We start from the raw sequence: 22,320 nt of genomic DNA on the forward strand, positions 1-22,320 counted from the left end.
GGCGCGGATGCCGGACTGCCTCCAAAATTGGACGCTGCGGACAGTGCTGGTTGGTTCCGATTTGATGAAAATTTTCAGGAAAATTCGGCCGGAATATTAAACCGCCTTCAGTAGTAAAGCGTTGTAATCAACAACCGGAGGCAATCGCATGAACACTATATTTTCATCTTCTGCGCGCCGCGGAAGCCTTAAACTGGTAGTGGCAACAGCGCTTGGACTGACTGCTGCACTGTGCCTGACGGCAGGTGCCGAAGCCAGGGACAAACACAAGCCGAAAAGCCAAACGCTTTTGGTTTATCTCGCCAAATACCGTTCGAACGACCAGACCCGCTTCAACAAGCCTGCATCAGCGAAGGTTGTCCGGGTTTCCGCCTCGCAATATGCCACTGGCACGCCCTATGTCTGCACGCCGAGCGGTTTCGGCCAGAAGTCCCGCTGCTTCATCAGGGATTAGCATTTCCGGCAAAAAGCGGTTCCAAAACGATACCGGCCCGCCATATCTGCGCAATCACGATGCGCGAACCTGACGGGCCGGTCTCCCCCGCACCACGATTTATCTCGCTTTGGCCTTGATGCGTTCAAAGCCCTTGCTGACAAGGTCGCCCCGTATGAGTTTGGCGGCTTCATCGGTCGAACGCAGCGCCCTGTGGCGGAATACGTACCAGTCGCCGCCCAGCGAGCGCTTCTGATAGATCACACCGTCTTTCTGGCGATGCAGGAAGCAGGTCGTATCGCCGCCGTCGCTCATCTTGTTGCGCCAATAGGCCTGCAGGCAGAGCTTGCCCCTGTTCGTGGCATACCAGCGGCCCTGCCCGTAGGACCACGCCCGGCCCTTTTGCGACCAGGCGATGAAACGGTGCCTGTCGGCGGAAAAGAAACCGCCGCCATCCTTCCATTTCCACGTCCGGCCCGCATAAAGCGCTTCGAGCGCTTCAGCCGATAGCGGAGAAGCCGCAGCCGCCTTCAATGCGGTTGCATCCACGGTCTTGTGCTTCGGCGCCGCATCGGCGCCGCCGGCGAGAAGGAGCACGGACAGCGCCGCGCCCATGGTTCCCAGAATTCTCAGACGGATCGAAAACATCGTCATGTTCCTGTCTAGAGTTGGTGTACGTGCCGAAAACCGTTTCACGCTTTTCGGCCCGCACTAAAAACAAAGGTTGAGACGCGCTCCAGGCCAAGACCGGCACGTCAATCCAGCGGGTGGTTGGCGACCCGCCAGTCGGGCCGTCCGACGCCTCTCGGCCACGGATAGACTTCGCGGTCGTTGAAATAGACGGTTGCGGTCAGTTCCGGGAATTCGGGCTGCGGCTTGTTCGTCTCCTGCGCCCAGGCCCGGACATAAGCATCGCTGCCTTCATAGCCGAGTTCGGCGATCACGATCGGCTTGTTGAAACCCACGACCCGATCGTAGCCCGGTTTCGCCCGCTCGACGAACGTCGACGGCCGACCCAGTTCGAGCATGTCGTAAGGCTCGTAGCCAAAGACGGACAGGCCGATGACATCGACATATTCATCGCCCGGATAATAGGCCTGAAGGCCCTCGTCTCCCTTCGGCGACCACATATATTTGGCGTTCGGCAACGATTTCCGGCACAGTTTCACGGCATGTCGGTAAGCATTGACGTAGCCTTTGGCCGACCAGTAGGACCAGGTGAACTGGCCTGTCTTGTCGTCCATTTCCTGCGCCCAGCGAATGGTGACGGGGCTTTTCAGTTTCGACGCCGCCGAGCAGACCGCCGCCATGTTGGAATCGTAGCGTCCGCGCACGATACCGTTCAGCAGATCTTCGGGCGCGACGCGCCAGTCCCGCGCCCAGGACCAGGGTTCCACGGTAATCAGGAGTTCCCGGCCCCGTTCACGCGCATAGGCATCGGCCGCCGACAGGCTTGTCAGATCCACATCCTCCCACGGAAGGAACAGATGTTCGATACGGGAGTTCGAATCGTTGGTGAAATCGCCGTGCGGGTCATAAGCCCCGAACGTGATCGATTGCGGTGTGATGACGGGGCGCTTGTCGTGGAAGATGTTGCGTGTGTCGACAGTCGCTCCGGAAACACCGCTCGCCGCATAGACGGCGCTTGAGACCAGCACTCCGCAGAGAATGGCCGCTGTAACTTTGTATGAGGTTTTCATCCCCGCCTCCTCTATTGTGTGGGCGATTGGGTAACGGGCGAGGCAAGAGTCGGGTCGTCCGTTTTCGCGGTTGGTTTTTCTATGCTCACGAGCTTGCGCGCTTCATCGGATTTGCGCCCGCCCGCGTGGCGGAAGACATACCAGACGCCGTCCGGCTCCCTTTTCTGGTAGATCGTTCCGTCACCGATCCTGTGCGAGAAGCATGTCTTGTTCGGGAATACGCCCTGATCCAGATGCCAACTGGCATCGAGGCACATCCGGCCCGACCAGGTGATCCTCCAGCGGCCCTCGGCCCATGCCCTGCCGTTCTCGCCATCGACGCGCGCGGTGAAACGACGGTCCCGGCTTTCCATCCGGCCGGCCCCGTCGGACCAGCGCCAGTCCTTGTCGCGATACAGAGTGTAGATTTCCGCAGGCGTCATCACACGGGTGCCGCCGGGCAATTCACCCTCCGGCATGGATGCCGCGACGGCAGGACCGGCAAGCGTCGCGCCAAGAGCCAGAAGCGCCGCCGCCTGCCGGTAGCGGGCGGACATGGCCCGGCCGCCGTCACGAATCGAATGTTTCATTTGAACCTCCCACCACCTTGAGATTACGCGCACCCGCGAGCGGTTCTGACGACTGGCGGGTGCGCGCGTGCGGCAGAATGTTTGTTGCTGTTGTTTCCTGCCGCAGTTGAACGGGACGGCCGATCGTCGAAATGCGAAAGCCGAGCTTTTCGGCGAACACCGTCGGGAAAACATTGCGCAGGTCGATGAGCACCGGTTCGCGCATCGCCTGTTTCATCCTGAAGAGATCGAGCTTGCGGATGCTTTCCCACTCGGTGACGACGACAGCCGCATCGGCATTGGCCACGCAGCCATATGGATCGTCATGGAACTCGACCTCGGTGAGAAGACGGCGCGCATTGTCCATGCCCGCCGGATCGTAGGCGCGGATGCGGGCCCCGAAGCGTTGCAGGGTCTCGATCAGCGGAATGGACGGCGCATCGCGCATATCGTCCGTGTCCGGCTTGAACGTCAGGCCCAGAACGGCAATCGTCCGCCCGTCCACGCTGCCGCCGAGCGCATCCATGACCTTGAGCGCCATGCGGCGCTTGCGCGCCTCGTTGACGGTCACGGTCTCCTGCACCAGACGCAGGGCGACGCCGTGATCCTGCGCGGTGCGCAGCAGGGCAATCGTGTCCTTCGGGAAACAGGAACCGCCATAGCCCGGCCCGGCATTCAGGAAACCGGTGCCAATGCGCCCGTCCAGTCCCATGCCGCGCGCCAGTTCGGCGACATCGCTGCCGACTTCCTCGCACAGATCCGCCAGTTCGTTGATGAAGGTGATCTTGGTGGCGAGAAAGGCATTGGCCGCATATTTGATGAGTTCCGCCGTGCGGCGCTTCGTGATCACCATCGGCGTTTTCCGCGCTTCGAGCGGCGGGCCGTAAAGCGCGACAAGCACGGTGCGCGCATGATCGTCCTCCACGCCGATGACGACGCGGTCCGGCTCGACAAAATCCCGGATGGCGACGCCCTCACGCAGGAATTCCGGGTTGGAAGCAACCGAGAACGCGCCCGAAACCCCTTCTGGAGCCGCATCCGCGCCGCGAGCCGTACCGATGATCTTCTGCACCACGTCGCCGGTGCCGACGGGGACGGTGGACTTGATCACCACGACGGTATCGTCATCGATCAGCGGCGCGATTTCGCGGGCCGCCATATAGACGAAGGAAAGGTCCGCATCGCCATGGCCGGCGCGGGCCGGCGTGCCGACGGCGATGAAGACGATCTGCGCGCCCTTGACCGCGTCGGCGAGCGCGGTAGTGAAGCTGAGCCTGCCGAAGGCGAAATTGCGCTCGACCAGCTCGTCCAGCCCCGGCTCGTATATCGGCACGATACCGCGTTCCAGCCGGAGAATCTTCTGGGCATCCTTGTCGACGCAGACGACCTCGTGTCCCCATGCCGCAAAGCACGCGCCGCTGACCAGCCCCACATATCCCGTACCAATGACAGCGATCTTCATGGTTCTCGCGCCCCTTTCGCTAGTTCGCGTCCCTGGCGGCATCGGTGCGCCAGCGCGGGTTGAAAATTGTCATGTGAACGTCGCGCCCCCCGATTCCGGCCCCGGCGACCGAAAAACGGTCGTCGAACAGCGAGAAGCTGCGGGTGCCCCAGCTCAGCGCCTCGATACCGTCCCGCCCGCGTTCCATGGTCGTGAAACCCGTCATCGCCACGAGCGCGGAGAAGCTGCACGCCATCACCGGGCGGTAGAAGCGCCCGGTCATCCGCACGCGGTTTTCGCGGGCGTGCTGGATAATGATCATGGCCATGAGGAACAGATAGAAACATGCATTGAGGATGGCGAAGACGAAGAAGCCCCGCGTCTGGTCCGCGCCCTCGACAAACAGTACCGGCAGGAGGGAAAGGCCGGACACCAGCGCATAGGGCGCGATCACGCGGAACGGCACCGGATCGACCTCGGAAGAGCCTTTCGGCGTGACGCGGAAATCGACGAAGGAGCCGGTAAGCCAGTCGCGAAAGGCTGCGAAAGTTCCCGCCAGAACCCATGGCCAGCGCGCCAGCAGGAACAGCATCGCCTCCCAGCTGAATATCCTGCCGTCTATCGGACGGAACGTCCCGCTCGACCGCCACCAGAAAGCCAGCACCAGAATGACCAGCGACTGCGGCAGGAAGTGCGTGAGAAAATCCGGATAGGTGACGCTGACGAAATTGTCGCCGTAGAGCAGGATGGCTATCGGCAGGACGAAGGTCATCGCCAGGAAGAAGGCATAGAGCGGATACCAGAGCTGCGAGAACAGGAACTGGATTTTCAGGCGCAGCGGCAGCCGTCCGATCAGCTTCGGCGTATATTGCAGAAGGATCATCACCAGACTGCGCGACCACTGGAATTCCTGCGTCACCAGATCGGCGAATGTGCGCGGGCCGTCGCCATGGGCAATGGCATCGAGCGCATGAACGCCGCGCCAGCCATGCGCATTCATGAACAGGGTCGTGGAGTGATCCTCGGCCAGTTCCGGCCCAAGCCCGCCGATTTCCTTCAGCGCAGCCGTGCGCACGGCGTAATGCGAACCGATGCAGACCGGCGCGAAGCCGCCATTGTAACCGGCCTGTAGCGAGCCGTGCATACTCGCCTCGACATAGAGACGTCCGCGCGCCGACCAGCTTTCCCGCGCATTGCGGTCGCAGATGCTGGGCGCGGAAACATAGCCCACGACCGGGTCGGCGAAAGGCCGGAGCATATTGTAGAGATAGCCCGGCTCGGGAACGTGATCGGCATCGAGCTGCGAGACGAAATCGTAGCGCTCATAGCCGTAATGGTCGTAGAAGAAAGCGAGATTGCCTTCCTTGCACCGGGTGCGGCGCGGCCAGGTCTGCCTGTGATAATCGGCCCGGCCCTTTCGCGTGGAAACGAAAACGCCATGTTCGCGGCACCAGGCGAGCGTCGCGGGCGACGGGTCTTCATCGGCCAGCCACGTATCATGCGGGACATTCTGGGCGAGCATGGCGCACAGGGTTTCGGCCACGACCTCGAACGGCTCCGACGGGGCCTTGGTAACGACCATCGCGACCCGGCTTCCGGCGGGGATGCGCAGCGGTCCCGTCGGGCGCGCGGCGTGAAAGAACACGACGATGAAGTAAACCGGCAGGAGGGTGATCCAGGCAAGAAGCGCGGTGACCAGGATGGCCCCCGCCAGATGATTGTGCCCGGCGCTGATAAACCACCATTGCCAGAAATAGGCGATCGCCACCGCCCACAGCACGATGCCCGCCACATATTCGACCCGCTTGCGGCCGGTAAACAGCGGAGCGAGCAGCGGTCCGCCGCTATTTGCACCTGAAGAAATCTTCGGAACGTTCATGTCCGTATCTCCAGACCGAAGAAGGGAGCGGCAGTGCGGATGATCGTTTCGAGATCGGAATGGAGCGTGCGAAAACCGAGCCTTGCGGCGGCTTCCGCCGGATCGGCATAGAGAACGGGCGGATCGCCCGCGCGGCGCGGCCTGATTTCGACCGGCACCGGCCGTCCGGTGAGCCGCCCTATCGCATCGACGATCTCCCTGATGGACGTTCCCTGTCCCGTGCCGAGATTGAGAACGAGATTGCCGCCACCGGCGAGCAGATGCTCGACCGCGAGCACATGCGCCCGCGCCAGATCGGCAACATGGATATAGTCGCGAATGCAGGTCCCGTCGGGGGTGTCGTAATCGTCGCCGAATACTTCCAGACAATCCGCCCTGCCCGCTGCCGCCAGCATGGCGCGCGGGATCAGATGGGTCTCGGGGTCGTGCTTCTCGCCGAGTTCACCGTCCAGATCGGCGCCGCAGGCATTGAAATAACGCAGCGCCGCATAGCGCATGTCGTAAGCCGCCGAATAATCGGCCAGCATCTGTTCGGCGATCAGCTTGGTGCGGCCATAGGGATTGATCGGCCGTTGCGGCTCGCCTTCGCGGATCGGCAAGGCATCGGGAATGCCATAGGTGGCGCAACTGGAGGAAAAGATGACCGGACGGCCGCCGGTCAGGCGGCTGGCTTCCAGAACCGACTGTATGCCGCAAACATTGTTGCGGTAATATTTTGCCGGGTCCGCGACGGATTCCCCCACATAGGCCGACGCCGCGAAATGGATGATGGCGGCCGGATCGAAAGCCTCGATGGCGGCGACAAGCTGTTCCTGCGACAGCGTATCGCCCTCGACAAAGGCGCCCCAGCGCACGGAAGCCCGGTGCCCGGTCGACAGATTGTCATAGACGACCGGCGAAAAACCGCTCCCGGCGAGGAGCTTGGCCGTATGACTGCCGATGAAACCGGCTCCGCCGGTCACCAGTATGTTGGGCACCGATCCGCCGCGGCCAGTCATCTCGCCACCTCCAGAAGCTCGCTCGACGGCCTGACGAGCTGGCGCTCGAAATAGGCGATCGTCTGCTTCAGCCCTTCCGTGAGAGCGACCTGGGGTTCCCAGCCAAGCTCGCGCCTTGCAAGCATGATGTCGGGGCGCCGCTGGCGCGGGTCGTCGGTCGGCAGCGGGCGGTAGACGATCCGCGACGACGACCCCGTCAGCTCGATGATCATCTCGGCAAGCTCGCGCACGGTGAATTCGCCCGGATTTCCGAGATTGACCGGCTTGCGGATGGCCGGCTGGCTGTTCATCAGCCGGCTGAAGCCTTCGATCAGATCGTCGACATAGCAGAAGGAACGGGTCTGCGAGCCGTCGCCATAAATGGTGATATCTTCACCCTTCAGCGCCTGCACGATGAAATTCGACACGACGCGGCCATCGTCGGGCCGCATACGCGGACCGTAGGTGTTGAAGATGCGCACGATACGGATATCGACGCCGTATTGCTGGTGAAAATCATAGAACAGCGTTTCAGCGGAGCGCTTGCCCTCGTCGTAGCAGGAGCGCGGGCCGAAGGAATTGACATTGCCCCAATAGGCTTCAGGCTGCGGATGGGTTAGCGGGTCGCCATAGATTTCCGACGTCGAAGCCTGAAAAATCCGCGCCTGATAATGGGCCGCAAGTTCGAGGAGGTTGAGCGAGCCGAGAACGCTCGTCTTCATCGTGTGAACGGGGTCGGCCTGATAATGGGGCGGCGACGCAGGGCAGGCGAGATTGTAGATTTCATCCACCGGCAGATCGATCGGATGGACTATATCGTGCCGAACGAAGCTGAACGCGTCGTAACGCAGAAGATTGCGCAGGTTTTCCATCCGCCCGGTCGAAAAATTGTCGACGCAGATGACGAAGTTTCCTTCGTTCAGAAGGCGTTCGCAAAGATGGGAACCCAGAAATCCCGCGCCACCGGCCACGAGAATGCGCCGCGTCGACATACGCTCCGCAGATATATTCGACAATCTGAAATTCATATTCACGATACCCTCCAACAATACTTTCCCACTCGCGCCGATCTGTAAAAAGACAGAGCCGTTCCTTGTGTGCTTCCGTTATGAAGCGCACTGACTTGTGTTTTGCGATTTCTTTACTGGATGATTGAGAATAACCGGGCCGGGGTCGCGAGTCGTTAGCGCAGAATCCGGAAACTTATCCTTGCGTCCATTTTTTGGCGGGCACGAAAGCTGCTGCTGCCCGCATTTTGCCCGGATAATATTGCGTATCCTCCGGTTGCATTCAGGTTCCCCATTGCACCCGACCGTTTTAAGCGGCAATATGTATACGCAATATATACGAGCAATATTTCCGCCTGAACGATGCGGATGGAAACCGGGGGCGAAAATGGACCTGTCTTCGAATGCGCCTCTCAAAGGCTTCTACGTCACGAACACGAACCTGCCGGAAAAAGATCGCACGGAATACTGGCGGGAAGCGGTTTCACCGTTATACGAGGCTCTTGAGCTTCCATTCGAGCATCGAAAGCATATCGACGGAACGATCCATTCCTTTCCCCTGGGAGACCGGATCATCGCGGGTGCGACGTTTGGCAATCATCGCTGTGTAAGGACTGTGGAGCACATCAAACGGAGTTCTTTCGATCTTTATTGTATCCAGCTTTTTGTTGGCGGTGTTTGCTCCGGGCTGTTCCAGGGGCGTGAAATTGGTCTTTCCATCGGTGATATTCATGTCGCCTCGGCAATGGCGGAAGTCGATGCGATATGCAGCGGTTCGGCGGCGACGATCTCGCTCATGCTTGAAAAGGAAGAGCTGGAATATATCTGCGGAAAATCCCTGCTCAGCGGTACCGTCATCCGGGGCAGCACCGCGCTTGGAAGGCTGATCGGGGAACTGTTTCGCAGTTCCTATCGCGAGGCGGGTGAACTTTCATTCAAGGAAGGCGTCGACTGCGGCGACACCCTGATAAACCTGATCGCATCGGCCGTGAAACACGATCACGACAATATTCGCAGCGCTCCGTCGGACCAGCTCCGCAATCAGGTGCTGGATTTCATCAACCGGAACATCCACGATCCGAAACTGGGCGTCGACCACATATTGGAACGGTTCGCCATGTCGCGCTCGCATCTATACCGATTGCTGGAGGCGGACGGCGGTGCAGCCGGGCTGATCCGGCGGAAGCGGCTGCAACTGGCGCATGGCGAACTTGTCCGGCACAGGGCGGACCAGAACCTGCGCATAAAGGAAATTGCCGTCAAATATGGCTTCTCGAATGCGGGCCAGTTTGCCAGGAGCTTCCAGCAACAGTTTTCCATCCCGCCGTCCGATTTCCTGAAAAGACAGAAAGAGGACGAACGCCATGCAAGCCAGATCACCCGGCTCCACAGCCATTACGGCAATCTCCACGAGAGATGGAACGATATGGCCGCCGCGTAAACGCGGAGCCGGTCCGGCGCGCCCCCACCTGAGGGAATATGCCAGTGCCGCAATGGGTTGGCGTCTAACACTACAGTTGCAAATTCGTCAGGCCGTGGTGAAAAGAGTGATTTTCGAGTACCGGAGCGGAGCGTACTTGAAGGTACGTGAGCACCGGAACACAGACAAATTGCTCTTTGCAGCCCGGCATCACGAAGAATGCAACTGTAGTGTTAACCGCCGTTCACCAGCGCGAGAATAAGCTGCTGCACATTGCCGCCATCGCCCATTTCCACCCGGTCGAATGCGCGCCCGCGTGCCCGCTGCACCTTGACCATATCGGTGATTTCCTTGATCAGCACCTTGCGGATCTTCTGGCATTTCGGATCGTCGGGCACCGACAGTCCGACGGTCCTGCGCACGATTTCACGCGTCATCTCCTTGGCGTAATCGCCATGCACACGCTCGTGCCTGCTAATGCCTTCATAGAAGGCGGCCCAGTTTTCCTTCACCGGCGAGGCCAGTTTGCGTGACGGTTTCGGCAAGGTATAGGTGATCTTGAGCTTCGGCGTGGCCGAAACGATGGTACATGCATTGTTGGAGCGGTCGAACTGCCTGTCCCAGGTCAGGACATAGCCGGTATGGGCGATGACTCGGACCTTGTTGCCGATCTTTGGGCCCCGTTCGCCGATGGATTCATAAAGTGCCGGGCCGGTCGTTCCGGCAATGGCATAGGGCTTGATTTTCTCCACCGCCTTCCAGTTGTCCTCGCCCCGCGCCGGCACAGCGGCCAGAATTCCGAAAAATGCCAGTGCTGCCGTTTTCCTCACGCGCGTCCGATCCCTCATATCCAGCTGCCACGATCATGCGTCAGGCTACAGCATGGGCGCGGGATAGGTAAACGTTTTCGTAAAAAGCCGGGCGCGATTGCGCGGGCGGGTTCGCTTTGTCCACAGCAGGCGGAAGATTTGCCGATTGACTCATACACGCCATCATCGTTTGATCGCCGCAAGGAATGGGGTTCTGCGGGCGGAGGCAAATTTCCAAAGCAGAAAATCCATCTTTAAAACCTTATAATATTGGAGTTCTGTTGTGTTTAAATCCACCAGACGGGGAATAATCCATCTTGCCTTTGCCCTTGCCGCATCGACGGCAATGGGCACGGTCGCCACCACGGCGGCTGAGGCTCAGGACAAGATTCTGCTCATCATCAACGGCGCGCTCGGCGACAAGTCGTTCTTCGACAGCGCCGCCAACGGCATGAAGATGATCAAGGACAAATATGGCGACGAGGTCGAGACCAAGATTCTCGAAATCGGCGACGATCCGACCAAATGGGAACCGGTGTTCCTCGATGCCTCCGAGCAGGACTGGGACCTGATCATCGGCGGCACCTACCAGATGTCGGAAACCGTCGGTTCGGTCGCCCAGCAATATCCGGACAAGAAATATGTCCTCTACGATGCAAGTGTGCCTTATGAAGAAGGCGGCTACGACAACGTCTATTCCATCCAGTACAAGCAGAACGAAGGCTCCTATCTCGGCGGTATGCTGGCGGCGTCGCTGCTGAAGGAAGGCAAGCTCGGTGATGCGGGCAAGAATCTCGGCTTCCTCGGCGGCATGGATATTCCCGTCATCAACGACTTCCTCGTCGGCTATATCGCCGGTGTGCAGGCCGTCCAGCCGGATGCAAAGATCGCCGTTTCCTATGCCGGTTCCTTCATGGATGCGGCCAAGGGCAAGGAACTTGGCCTTGCGCAATATCGCTCCGATGTCGCGCTCGGTTTCGTGGTTGCCTCGCAGACCGGCCTCGGCCAGCTTTCCGCCGCCAAGGAAACCGGCAAATATGTTCTAGGCGTCGATTCCGATCAGGAAGCGATCTTCAGGGACAGCGATCCGGCCATCGCCAAGCAGGTTGTCAGTTCGGTCCTGAAAAACGTCGATGTCAGCCTGCTGCAAGCCTATGAACGCTTCAAGGCAGGCGACCTGCCCTTCGGCAAGGCCGAAGCGCTCGGCCTCAAGGAAGGCGCTGTCGGCATCGTGCAGGACGGCAACATGGCTTCCATGGCCACACAGGAAATGAAGGATGCCATCAAGAAGGCTTCCGACGAGATTTCCGAAGGCAAGATCACGGTTCCGACCGCATTCGGCATGAGCACCGAGGATCTCAACGCGATCCGCAACAAGGTTCGTCCCTGATCGTGAAAAACAGCACCGAAACCAATGAAGGCGGCGATTTCATCGTCGCCTTCCGCCATGTGGGCAAGGTCTATCCGAACGGTACCGAGGCGCTGCGCGACGTATCGTTCTCGATCCGCGCCGGTTCGATCCACGCCATTTGCGGCGAGAACGGCGCGGGCAAGTCCACGCTCATGAAAATCCTGTTCGGCATCGAGAACGCCACGGCGGGCGACATCGTGGTCGATGGCATACACATCACCTCATGGTCGCCTGAAGACGCCGCCAAAAGCGGCATCGGCATGGTGCACCAGCATTTCTCGCTCGTGCCGACGCTGACGGTCATCGAAAACATCATTCTCGGTCATGAACCGGTGAAAGCAGGGCTGATCGACCGCGGCGCGGCGCGCAAACTGGTCGAGGACCTGATGCAGCACTACGATCTGCACGCCGACCCGGACGCGATCACGGGCGCGCTTTCCGTCGCCGCCCAGCAGAAGGTGGAAATCCTGAAGGCGCTGGCGCGCCGCACGCGGCTCCTGATCCTCGACGAGCCGACCGCCGTTCTTTCTCCGCCGGAAATCGAGGAACTCATGCGCAGGCTGAAAGCACTGCGCGATGAAGGCATCACGATCCTCTTCATTTCGCATAAGCTCAACGAAGTGCGCGAACTGGCCGAAAGCGTCACGGTTCTGCGCGCGGGCGCGGTAACGGGCACGGAAAAACTCGCCGACGTGCCGGACGATGCCATCATGCAGATGGTGATGGGCCATGCCGTCGATATTCCGCAGCGCGCCCACAGGCAGAACGCGACGGAAACCGTTCTTGAAATGAAGGGTGTGACCATCGAGGCGCCCGATCCCGCCGACCGTATCCGCGATGTGAGCCTCGTCATCGGCGCAGGCGAGATCGTCGGCGTCGCCGGTGTGGACGGCAGCGGCCAGCGCGGCCTTGTCTCCGTGCTTTCCGGCCTTGCCGGGGCGACCGGCGGCACAATCGGCCTGAACGGCGTCGATATGCTGCGCGCCGACACCGCAAGCTGGCGCAAAAAAGGCCTTGCCTATCTGCCCGCCGACCGCTTTTCGCAAGGCGGCGCGCCGGGCCTGTCCCTGGCTGAGAACGCCATTGCCGGAACGGATGGCAACCGTGAAACCGATCGCGGCCCATTCCTGCGCTGGAACGCGATCAAGGCCCGCGTCAGCGGGATGATCAGGCAATATTCGGTGCGCGCTGGCGCCATCACCGAAAGGCTCGATTCCCTTTCCGGCGGCAATGCGCAGAAACTCATCGCCGCGCGCGAGCTTGCCACCAATCCGAAATTCCTGATCGCCGATCAGCCCACGCGCGGCATCGACGTATCGGCGGCCGCCTTCCTGCACCGCCGCATCGACGAAGCGGCGCAGACCGGCTGCGCCGTGCTGCTCGTCAGCGCCGATCTCGACGAATTGCTGCGCCTCAGCGACCGCATTATCGTTCTCTTCAACGGACGCATCACCGCTGTTCTGGAAAACGGGCCTGACATCACGCCTGCCACGCTCGGCCCCTACATGCTCGGAACCAGGGTGGCCGCCTGATGCGCAGATTTATCTCCCATCTCATTCCATTCTTCCTGACCGTGCTGGTGATCGGCGTCATCATGGCCGTTCTGCTGGTGCCGCTGGCGCTGATGCAGGACAATCCGGCTGCGATCCTGAAGACCTTCTTTCTCGGCCCCTTCGGCAGCATCCGCCATATGGGCAATATGGTGGAAGCGGCGACGCCCATCATGCTGACCGGCCTTGCCATCACCATCATGTTCCGTTCCGGCCTGTTCAATCTGGGCGCGGAAAGCGGCTTCTTCCTCGGTGCACTCGGCGCGGTGGCGGGTGCGGTGCTGCTGCCCTCGCTCGGCTGGTTCTCGCTGCCGGTCGCCATTTTATGCGGTGCGGCGGCAGGCAGTTTCGCCTGCACCATTCCGGCGGCGCTTCGCCTGCGTTTCGGCGCATCGGAAATGGTGACCTCGCTCGTTTTGAACTATGCCTTCCTGTTTCTCGGCCTTTTCGTGCTGAACTATGTCATCCGCGATCCCAATGCGGGCGGGATGATGTCGCTCAGGATTCCGCCGGAAGCCAAGCTCGACCGCCTGCTCGCCGGCACGCGCCTCAACAGCGGCTCGATCATCGCCATTCTCGCCTGTTTCGCGGGCGGTATCTGGCTCTACTGGACCCGTTCCGGTCTCAATATCCGTATCGCCGGCTCCAGCCCGGGCTTTGCCCATCATCTCGGCCTGCCGCTGAAAGGCATCATCATGCGCGCCCAGATCGTCGGCGGGCTGGTGGCAGGCATGGCGGGCGCACTGGAAGTGCTGGGCCTTCATGCCCGTTTTGCCTGGCTCGACCTGCCCGGCTATGGCTGGACCGGTCTGGTGGTCGCCATCCTCGCCCGCGAAAACCCGTTCCTGCTCGTTCCGGCAGCGCTTTTCCTCGGTTTCGTGCAGGTCGGCGGCGATCTTCTCGCCCGCAACATGAACATCCCGACCGAAATGGTGGGCGTCGTCACGGCGGCGATCATGGTGGGAGCGACGGCAAGCGTCATCCACAATCATCCGACCGTGCTGCGGCTGATCCGAAACCTGCGCAACCGCGAAGGAGAGCAGGCATGAGCGCCGTTATCGCACAAATCCTCGACCCGACCTTTATCGGCACGGTCCTGCGCGTGGCCACGCCTTTGCTGCTGGCGGCGCTCGGCGTCATGATCTCCGACCGGGCGGGCGTGCTCAATATCGGCATGGAAGGCATGATGCTGTCGGCGGCGCTCATGGCCGTTCTGGCAAGTGCGGCAACGGCAAGCCCGGCTGTCGGCCTTCTGGCGGCGCTTTTGACGGGCGCGCTTCTCGGCTGGCTGATGTCGTTTTCGGTCAACCGGCTCGGCACCGACCTCATCATGACCGGCATCGCGCTCAACATTGCCGCAGCGGCCGCGACCACGCTCGGGCTTTATCTCGCAACCGGCGACAAGGGCATGTCGGGCGCGCTGAAGAGCGGCTCGCTGCCAAGCCTTGCCGTGCCTTTCATCGGCAATATCCATGTCTTGTCCTTCGCCGCCCTTCTCGCGGTTCCGGCGGTGAGCCTTCTCATGATGCGCACGCGCTTCGGCCTGCATCTGCGCGCCACCGGCGTGGACCCGAAATCGGCGCGCGCCGCCGGTATCCAGACAGGTCGCGTGCAGATGATGGCGCTCGTCCTCTCCGGCCTTTTCGGCGGCGCGGCAGGCGCATATCTCTCGCTCGGCTATGTCACATGGTTCGGCCAGAACATGACCGCCGGTCGCGGCTTCATCGCCATTGCAGCGGAAGTGATGGGGCAAGGCACCGCCTGGGGAACGCTGGTCGCAAGCCTCGTTCTGGCGGCGGCGGAATCGCTTGCCATTACGCTCCAGAGCCTTGGACTGCCTTTCGAACTGATGCAGATGATACCCTATCTCGTCCCGGTCGTCGTGCTGACGGTCCACGCCGCGCGCCGCCAGAAGCGGGCGCGCCAGCTCAAAAATTCATGAAACGAGAATGAAATGAAAGCCTGGGAACTGACCCGCGACCTGCTGCGCGACACCAAACCCGTGGTGCGCACGGCGGAAGAACAGACATGGGATGCAAGCGCCGTCATGAAGGCGCAGGACGATCTCGTCGCCCTGTTCTGGAAAAGCAATGTGCCGGGATCGGCCGCGCCCGAATGCCTGATGGCTGGCGCGCTGCAATCGCTGGAAAACAAGGGCTTCGTCCTCGCGCCCTATGAGGCGCTTCTGCGCGACGGGCTGGCGGCGCTGGAACGCGGCGATTTCGAAACGCTCTACCGCATCGACATGCGCCTGCGCATCCTGATGCGCGCGGCGCGGCCCGACCCGAACCACCCGTCGCAAAAGACCCTGCGCTATTCGTGCTGGGAAGAATTCGACGCTGCGGTTCAATGGCCTGACGATGTGGCCTACGACCTTGCATCGCAGGATTTCCGCGACCGCACCGCCGCCGGCTGGCTGGCGCAGCTCACAGGCGCTGCGGCGGGCACGGCGCTGGAAGGCTATACGGCTGAAAACATTGCCGAAGTCTTCGGCCCGATCCGCGATTATGTGCGCGAACCCAACACCTATAATGACGACATCACCTTCGAGATCGCCTTTCTGGAAGCCTTCGGCGACAAGGGTTCTGCCGTGACCGGCGCCGATATCGCCGAGCGCTGGACCTCGCTGATCCCGCTTGGCTGGTCGGCGGAGGCAATCGCGCTTTCGAACATGCGGCGCGGCCTCACCCCGCCCGAAACCGGCACCTGCGACAACCCGTTCGACGAGTGGATCGGCGCGCAGATGCGCGGCGTCATCTGCGGCATGGTCGTGCCGGGGCGCGCCCGCGAAGCTGCGCGCCTCGCATGGATGGATGCGGAAATCTCCCATGCCGGAAACGGTATTCTGGGCGAGGTTTTCAATGCCGTCATGGCGGCGCACGCCTTCGTTGTGAAAGACACGCGCGAATTGCTCGTCTCGACCGCAGCGCTTTTCCCGGACGAGACCGAATATGGCGCGGTGCTGGCCTTCGCGCTCGCGGCCTGCCGCTCCGCCGGCAACTGGCAGGACGCGTGGGCGAAATGCGACGCGGAATATGCCGAATATAACTGGATTCACGTCTATCCGAACGCAGCCGCGCAAGCGATCGCGCTCTGGTTCGGCGAAGGCGATTTCGACCGCACGCTCGAAATCGTCTGCGGCATCGGCCATGACGTGGATTGCAACGCGGCGCAAATCCTCTGCGTCATCGCCATCCAGAACGGGTGCGGCATTATTGCCGACCGCTGGTCGAAACCGCTCCTTGCCGACGACATCGTCACCTATATGCGCCGTCCGGCGAAAATCTCCTTCGACGCGCTTGTCGACCAGACGGTCAGTGCTGCGCGCAACGCATAATCTCCTCCCTCATCAGGAACCTATCATGGCCCGTAAAATCATTATCGATACCGATCCCGGACAGGACGACGCAGTCGCCATTCTTCTGGCGCTGGCAAGCCCCGAACTCGACATTCTCGGCATCACCGCCGTCGCCGGAAACGGCCCGCTGGCGCGCACCGAGATCAATGCGCGCACGATCTGCGAAGTGGCGAAAAAGCCGGAAACAAAGGTGTTCGCAGGCTCCATTCGCCCTCTGGTGCGCCCGCTCGTGACGGCTGAAAACGTCCATGGCAAGACCGGCCTCGACGGTTATGACCTGCCCGCCCCGACCATGCCGCTCCAGCCGCAGCACGGCGTCGATTTCATCATCGAAACGCTGATGAAGGAAGAGCCGGGCACCGTCACGCTCTGCCCGCTCGGGCCGCTGACCAACATCGCTTCCGCGCTGATCCGCGAGCCGAAGATCGCCGGACGCGTCAAGGAAATCGTGCTGATGGGCGGCGGCTATTTCGAGGGCGGCAACATCACGCCTTCGGCGGAATTCAACATCTATGTCGATCCGCACGCCGCATCTGTCGTTTTCAAATCCGGCATTCAGATCACCATGATGCCGCTCGACGTCACGCACAAGGTGCTGACGACCGAAAAGCGCATCGCCGCCATTCGCGGCATCGGCACCCATGTCGGCGAGGTGGTCGCGGCATGGCTCGAATTCTTCGAGCGCTATGACGAGGCCAAATACGGCACCGATGGCGGCCCGCTGCACGATCCGAACGTCATCGCCTATCTCCTCAAGCCGGAACTTTATTCCGGCCGTCACTGCAATGTCGAAATCGAGATCAATTCGGAGCTGACCATCGGCGAAACGGTCGTCGACTGGTGGGAAGTGACCGACCGCCCGAGGAACGCATTCTTCATCAAGGATGTGGACGCGGACGGCTTCTTCAATCTGCTGACCGAGCGCCTTGCAACGCTCTAAATCATGATTTGGCCACAAAGAAGCCGCGATTGCCTTGTTTTCGCGGCTTTTTTGCCTTGTTTGACGTGGTGTTTTCGTGCCTTTCTCCGCTCATATTGAGCGAAACCGGCGTAAAACGCCCCTGATCGTCACTTTGCCATAATTTGCGAAGGCAGGTTCAGGGCTGGCTTTGCAGCAGCGCCGCCACTTCCGCCGCCGTCGGCGCAGCGCTTCCCGCGCCGACACGCGTGACGGCGATCGCACCGGCAGCCGAACCGTATCGCACGCAATCGTGCAGGGACTGGCCCTGCGAAAATGCGGTCGCGAAACCGCCATTGAAACTGTCGCCCGCCGCGACCGTATCCACCACCTTCACCTTGAACGGCGCGAAGTGTTTCACCTCGTCCGCCGTCACCAGAAGCGCGCCGCGACCGCCAAGCTTGACGACGACGATCTTCGGGCCGCGCTCCAGAAGAATGCGCGCGGCGGCTTCCGCCGAAGCGAGATCGGTCGGCTCGATGCCGGTGATCTCGGCCGCTTCCGTTTCGTTGGGGGAAATGATGTCGGTCACGGCGATGAGATCGGCCATGCGGCTTGCATCGCCCACCGGCGCCGGATCGAGCAGAACCGTGCCGCCCGCCGCCCGCACGGCTTTCGCCACCGCCAGATTGGCTTCATGCGGAACCTCGCGCTGCAACAGCGTGATCTTTGCCCTGGCAATGTCGGCGGCACAGACATCGATATCGGCGGCCGACCAGCGCGCATTGGCACCGGCGCAGACCGCAATCGTATTCTGTCCCGCTTCCTCGACCTGAATGATCGCCATGCCGGTATCCACCCCCTCGATCACGCGCACGCCATCGGTGTCGAGGCCGAATTCCTGCATCTGCCTGACCGCAAGCGCGCCGAAGGCGTCATTGCCCACGGCCCCGACGAAGCGAATTTCCCCGCCAAGTCTTGCGACCGCAACGGCCTGATTGGCCCCCTTGCCGCCCAGGCCTATGCCATAGCCGGTGGCGTTCACGGTCTGCCCCGGACGCGGCAGGACGGGCATTCTGGCGCTGACATCGACGTTGACACTGCCGAAAACGAAAATCTTCAATGGTCTCTCCATCGCTTTGCTGCCGCAACATAACCGCGCCGGAGCAAAACTTCCATGTCGGGCTTTCGCCATGCACAGAGAGAAAAAAAGCCGCGGATTTCTCCGCAGCTCCATTGCGACTCCATTAAATGAACCTATTCGGCCTTGAGGAACTCGCCCACTTCCTGTCAGCGGTGCTGAACTCGATGAAGCTTTGGCGAAGGCCCCCGGATTTCGCCGGGGGCCTTGCGCAACACTTAAATAGCGATCTTGCCGCCGCCCTGTTTGGTGATCGCCACCACGGCGGGCCGGACCGGCATATCGTCCTTGAAATCCGGCCAGCGGGTGGACAGGTCCTCGTAATAGGACGGGCGGCCATGACCGTCCCAATCCTCGCCGCCATCGCCCGGATGCTGCACGGCGACGAAAGCCGTCTCGTCATCCGGCGCGAATAGCGGGCCGCACATTTCGGCTCCGACCGGCACGCGGTAGAACAGTTTCGACGTCGCGCGCGCATCGCCTTGCGTATCGACGGCCCAAAGCCCGTCGGTGCGGCCCGTCGCCTTGTTGCTGTTTCCGTCGGTTGCGACCCACAGGCGCCCCGCACTGTCCACGGCGGCATTGTCCGGCATACCGAACCAGCCATTGCGCGTCGTATCGGTGGAGAAGCTTGCTCCGACCTCCGCGACCGAAGGATCGCCGCATTTCAGCAGCACTTCCCACTTGCCGGCGGTGGCGGCAAAATCCTCGCCGTCTTCCGCGATCTCGATGATGTGGCCGAAGGCGTTCCTGGCGCGCGGATTGGCGGCATCCGCCTGATCGTCCTTGCGCTTGGTATTGTTGGTCAGCATGACATAGACACGGCCATTGACCGGGTTCGGCTGCACGTCCTCCGGGCGGTCCATCTTGGTGGCGCCGAGAAGATCGGCCGCACGGCGCGTTTCGATCAGCACGTCGGCCTGGCTTTTGAAGCCGTTCTGTTCGCTCAGCGGACCCTGGCCGAACACCAGCGGCATCCATTCGACCTTGCCGTCCTCATGGAATTTCGCCACATGAAGCGTGCCTTCATCGAGCAGATCCATATTGGCCGCACGGTCATCCGGGTTGAACCTGCCCGCCGTCACGAACTTGTAGACATAGTCGAAACGCTCGTCGTCGCCGAGATAGAAGACGACGCGCCCATCCTTGCTGACGATGGATTCCGCACCTTCATGCTTGAAACGGCCAAGGGCGGTCCGCTTTCTGGGAACCGAGTTCGGATCGGACACATCGACCTCGACGATCCAGCCGAAACGGTTCGGTTCGTTCGGCTCCTTTGAAACATCGAAACGGTCGTAGAAGCGTCCCCATTCATAAGCGCCTTCGGGAATGCCCATGCGCTCGTAATTGGCCTTTTCGGCGTGGCCTTCCGGCAGTTCGCCCATGAAATAGCCGTGGATGTTTTCCTCGGCCATGATGTAGGTGCCCCACGGGGTGACGCCGCCCGCGCAATTGTTGACCGTGCCGAAAACCCTGGTTCCCGACGGATCGGCATTGGTCCTGACGCGATCATGACCAGCGACCGGACCGCTCAGCGCCATTTCGGTATTGGCGGTGATGCGGCGATTGTTTGCGCCTTCCCGAACCGGCTGCCATTTGCCGTTCTGCTTGCGGATTTCGACAATCGTGCCGCCATGCGCGGCCATTTCGATATCCACCTGCTCTTTTGACAGCGGCGCCTGTTCGACCTTGCCGTCAACGATCTTGACGAGGCCGGGAAACATCAGATGCGGGTTGGTGTACTCATGATTGACCACGAGAAGGCCGTGCTCCGCCGAACCGTCGATCGGAATATAGCCGACATAATCGTTGTTATAGCCGAACTGGCGCGCCTGCGCTTCGGCGGACTGTCTGGTCGGGTCGAATTCCGGCGCATCGGCGAAAAGCTTGTCGCCCCAGCGCAAAAGCACGTCGGCATCATAGCCTTCGGCGACATGGTGACGGGCATCCACACCGGCTTCCACTTCCTTGAAGTTGAAGGCCGAGCCGGAGGCGGCGCGTGCCTCGCCCGCGCTCAGCAGAGCCGCAGGGCTGACCGTCGCCGCGATGGCGGAAACGGCAAGCGAGCCGCGCAGAAAGCCGCGACGGGAAAAGCGACGGCCGATGATTTCCCCCATGGTGGGGTTATCGGACAGGTTGCGCGGTTCCGCATCCGCTTCTTCCAACTGGCTGGTCCTAAACAGACTTTGCTGGGAAAGATTCTCTGACATTGCTGGCTTCCTAACGACCGGTGGAACTGCAAATTGACACTACAGTTGCATTCTTCGTGATGTCGGGCTGCAAAGAGCGATTTGTCTGCGCTCCGGTGCTCACATACGTTCAAGTATGCTCCGCTCCGGTGCTCGAAAATCACCCTTTTCGCCACGACCTGACGAATTTGCAGCTATAGTGTTAGAAGCACTCCATGACAGCCGGACGACATGCCGCCCGCCCCGCACCGAAAGTTTTCGCCTGCCGTTGATAATGATTTTGCCGACAAGTCCGCTTTCGGATAAAACCTTCCCAATTTTCCAGAGGGAAGGGTTGACGATGACCGATGTTTCGGCCGCACGACGCAATATTATTGTCCTGACGATCGCGCAGGCGCTTGGCGCTTCAAGCCCGCCCATCGTGGTCTCGCTCGGCGGGCTTGTCGGGCAGAAACTCTCGTCCGATCCGACGCTTGTGACCCTCCCTGTCAGCCTGTTCAATCTCGGCCTTGCGCTGGGAACCCTGCCCGCGGCCTTCTTGATGCGCCAGTTCGGGCGGCGCAACGCCTATATGCTGGGTGCGCTTGTCGGCACACTTTCCGGCGTGATCACGACGATGGGCATTTTTGCCGCTTCCTTCGTCATCTTCTGTCTGGGCACGCTGACCGCCGGACTATATGCGGCCTATGTGCAGAGCTACCGTTTCGCGGCCACCGATGCGGCGACCGACGACATGAAGGCGCGGGCCATTTCCTGGGTCATGGTCGGCGGTCTCGTTGCGGCGATTGTCGGTCCGCAGCTCGTTATCTGGACGCGCGACACCATTCCCGATGCAATGTTCGCCGGGAGCTTTCTCAGCCTTGCGATCCTCGGACTGCTCGCCCTGCCCGTCCTGATGCTGCTGCGGGCGCCGAAGGTCAGAAAAGTTGCCGGAGCGCCGGTGGATACAGGCCGCCCGCTCGCCGAAATCCTCCGCTCGCCCCGCTTCATCCTGTCCGTTGCCGCAGGCGTCTGCTCCTACGCGCTGATGACATTCGTGATGACGGCGGCGCCCATCGCGATGGTGGGGCACGGCCATTCCGTCGATAACGCCGCGTTGGGCATCCAGTGGCACGTGCTGGCCATGTTCGGTCCAAGCTTCTTTACCGGAAAGCTCATCACCCGTTTCGGCAAGGAAAAGATCACCGCGCTGGGCCTCGTGCTGATAGCCTTCGCCGCGATTACGGCACTTGGCGGTTTCGATGTCGGCCATTTCTGGGGCGCGCTCATCCTTCTCGGCATCGGCTGGAATTTCGGCTTCATCGGGGCCACCGCCATGGTGACCGATTGCCATACGCCCGCCGAACGCGGCAAGGCGCAGGGCGCGAACGATTTCATCGTCTTCGGCACCGTGGCCTGCGCTTCGTTCTTTGCCGGTTCGCTGCTGCACTCTTCGGGTTGGGAGACGATCAACTGGCTGGTGTTCCCGGCGGTGACGCTCGTCCTCGTGCCGCTCATCCTGCGCCTGAAACCGAAACGCGCCACGGCTCAAGCGTAGGATACGCCTTGCGTCTCCGGCA

The 22,320-nt window shown here is 61.2% G+C and carries 19 protein-coding genes; 9 read left to right on the forward strand and 10 right to left on the reverse strand.

What is annotated here, in order from left to right:
- Nucleotides 1–148: 148 nt before the first annotated feature.
- Nucleotides 149–454, forward strand: a complete 306-nt coding sequence (locus FHS76_RS05090) for a hypothetical protein (RefSeq protein WP_183649351.1) — start codon at nt 149–151, stop codon at nt 452–454.
- A 99-nt stretch (nt 455–553) separates the two neighbouring features.
- Here the strand turns inward: FHS76_RS05090 and FHS76_RS05095 are convergent, their stop codons facing one another.
- The 7 genes from FHS76_RS05095 to FHS76_RS05125 all read right to left on the reverse strand — a co-directional run bounded on the left by FHS76_RS05095 (nt 554) and on the right by FHS76_RS05125 (nt 8,006).
- Nucleotides 554–1,087: a DUF995 domain-containing protein gene (locus FHS76_RS05095; RefSeq protein WP_183648984.1), complete on the reverse strand. Its 534-nt coding sequence runs from the start codon at nt 1,085–1,087 to the stop codon at nt 554–556.
- A 101-nt stretch (nt 1,088–1,188) separates the two neighbouring features.
- The gene (locus FHS76_RS05100; RefSeq protein ID WP_183648986.1) at nt 1,189–2,133 is read right to left on the reverse strand and encodes a glycoside hydrolase family 26 protein; all 945 of its coding nucleotides are present in this window, start codon (nt 2,131–2,133) and stop codon (nt 1,189–1,191) included.
- A gap of 11 nt (nt 2,134–2,144) precedes the next feature.
- Entirely contained in the window at nt 2,145–2,669 is a 525-nt protein-coding gene (locus tag FHS76_RS05105) for a DUF995 domain-containing protein (protein ID WP_374828571.1), read from the reverse strand.
- A gap of 13 nt (nt 2,670–2,682) precedes the next feature.
- Nucleotides 2,683–4,143 (reverse strand): UDP-glucose dehydrogenase family protein, encoded by a 1,461-nt coding sequence (locus FHS76_RS05110; RefSeq protein ID WP_183648992.1) that lies wholly within the window; start codon nt 4,141–4,143, stop codon nt 2,683–2,685.
- Nucleotides 4,144–4,162: 19 nt separating this feature from the next.
- A complete protein-coding gene (locus FHS76_RS05115) occupies nt 4,163–6,001 on the reverse strand; it encodes a glycosyltransferase family 2 protein (RefSeq protein WP_183648995.1) in 1,839 nt (612 codons plus the stop codon).
- Nucleotides 5,998–6,999 carry a UDP-glucose 4-epimerase GalE gene (gene galE, locus FHS76_RS05120; RefSeq protein ID WP_183648998.1) on the reverse strand — a complete coding sequence of 334 codons (1,002 nt, stop codon included), beginning with the start codon at nt 6,997–6,999 and terminating at the stop codon, nt 5,998–6,000. Before galE ends, FHS76_RS05115 begins: the two co-directional genes overlap by 4 nt.
- Nucleotides 6,996–8,006: a UDP-glucuronic acid decarboxylase family protein gene (locus tag FHS76_RS05125; RefSeq protein WP_183649322.1), complete on the reverse strand. Its 1,011-nt coding sequence runs from the start codon at nt 8,004–8,006 to the stop codon at nt 6,996–6,998. Before FHS76_RS05125 ends, galE begins: the two co-directional genes overlap by 4 nt.
- Before the next feature lie 367 nt (nt 8,007–8,373).
- On the opposite strand from FHS76_RS05125, the gene FHS76_RS05130 reads away from it, so the two are divergent.
- A complete protein-coding gene (locus FHS76_RS05130; protein ID WP_183649001.1) occupies nt 8,374–9,426 on the forward strand; it encodes a helix-turn-helix domain-containing protein in 1,053 nt (350 codons plus the stop codon).
- A gap of 212 nt (nt 9,427–9,638) precedes the next feature.
- Here the strand turns inward: FHS76_RS05130 and FHS76_RS05135 are convergent, their stop codons facing one another.
- A complete protein-coding gene (locus FHS76_RS05135; RefSeq protein WP_328700440.1) occupies nt 9,639–10,235 on the reverse strand; it encodes a DUF922 domain-containing Zn-dependent protease in 597 nt (198 codons plus the stop codon).
- Nucleotides 10,236–10,497: 262 nt separating this feature from the next.
- Here FHS76_RS05135 and FHS76_RS05140 point away from each other — a divergent pair, with 262 nt between their 5' ends.
- From FHS76_RS05140 to FHS76_RS05165, 6 genes are read left to right on the forward strand one after another with little or no spacing between them, the layout of a single operon-like run.
- Entirely contained in the window at nt 10,498–11,604 is a 1,107-nt protein-coding gene (locus FHS76_RS05140; protein WP_183649007.1) for a BMP family ABC transporter substrate-binding protein, read from the forward strand.
- Between the two features lie 2 nt (nt 11,605–11,606).
- Nucleotides 11,607–13,157, forward strand: a complete 1,551-nt coding sequence (locus tag FHS76_RS05145) for an ABC transporter ATP-binding protein (protein ID WP_183649010.1) — start codon at nt 11,607–11,609, stop codon at nt 13,155–13,157.
- Entirely contained in the window at nt 13,157–14,224 is a 1,068-nt protein-coding gene (locus tag FHS76_RS05150; protein ID WP_183649012.1) for an ABC transporter permease, read from the forward strand. The genes FHS76_RS05145 and FHS76_RS05150 overlap by 1 nt, the downstream gene beginning before the upstream one ends.
- Nucleotides 14,221–15,117 carry an ABC transporter permease gene (locus FHS76_RS05155; RefSeq protein WP_183649015.1) on the forward strand — a complete coding sequence of 299 codons (897 nt, stop codon included), beginning with the start codon at nt 14,221–14,223 and terminating at the stop codon, nt 15,115–15,117. The genes FHS76_RS05150 and FHS76_RS05155 overlap by 4 nt, the downstream gene beginning before the upstream one ends.
- Before the next feature lie 12 nt (nt 15,118–15,129).
- Complete coding sequence (locus tag FHS76_RS05160; protein WP_183649019.1) at nt 15,130–16,512, forward strand: ADP-ribosylglycohydrolase family protein; 1,383 nt, start codon at nt 15,130–15,132, stop codon at nt 16,510–16,512.
- A 25-nt stretch (nt 16,513–16,537) separates the two neighbouring features.
- A complete protein-coding gene (locus FHS76_RS05165; RefSeq protein WP_183649022.1) occupies nt 16,538–17,473 on the forward strand; it encodes a nucleoside hydrolase in 936 nt (311 codons plus the stop codon).
- A 157-nt stretch (nt 17,474–17,630) separates the two neighbouring features.
- Here the strand turns inward: FHS76_RS05165 and rbsK are convergent, their stop codons facing one another.
- Together rbsK and FHS76_RS05175 are read right to left on the reverse strand one after the other, a co-directional pair.
- Entirely contained in the window at nt 17,631–18,566 is a 936-nt protein-coding gene (rbsK, locus tag FHS76_RS05170; protein WP_183649025.1) for a ribokinase, read from the reverse strand.
- Between the two features lie 224 nt (nt 18,567–18,790).
- On the reverse strand, nt 18,791–20,782 hold the full coding sequence (locus FHS76_RS05175) for a PhoX family protein (RefSeq protein WP_183649028.1): 1,992 nt from the start codon (nt 20,780–20,782) through the stop codon (nt 18,791–18,793).
- Nucleotides 20,783–21,101: 319 nt separating this feature from the next.
- On the opposite strand from FHS76_RS05175, the gene FHS76_RS05180 reads away from it, so the two are divergent.
- The gene (locus FHS76_RS05180; protein ID WP_183649033.1) at nt 21,102–22,298 is read left to right on the forward strand and encodes an MFS transporter; all 1,197 of its coding nucleotides are present in this window, start codon (nt 21,102–21,104) and stop codon (nt 22,296–22,298) included.
- Nucleotides 22,299–22,320 lie beyond the last annotated feature (22 nt).

Source organism: Brucella daejeonensis (assembly GCF_014199265.1).
Lineage (GTDB): Bacteria > Pseudomonadota > Alphaproteobacteria > Rhizobiales > Rhizobiaceae > Brucella > Brucella daejeonensis.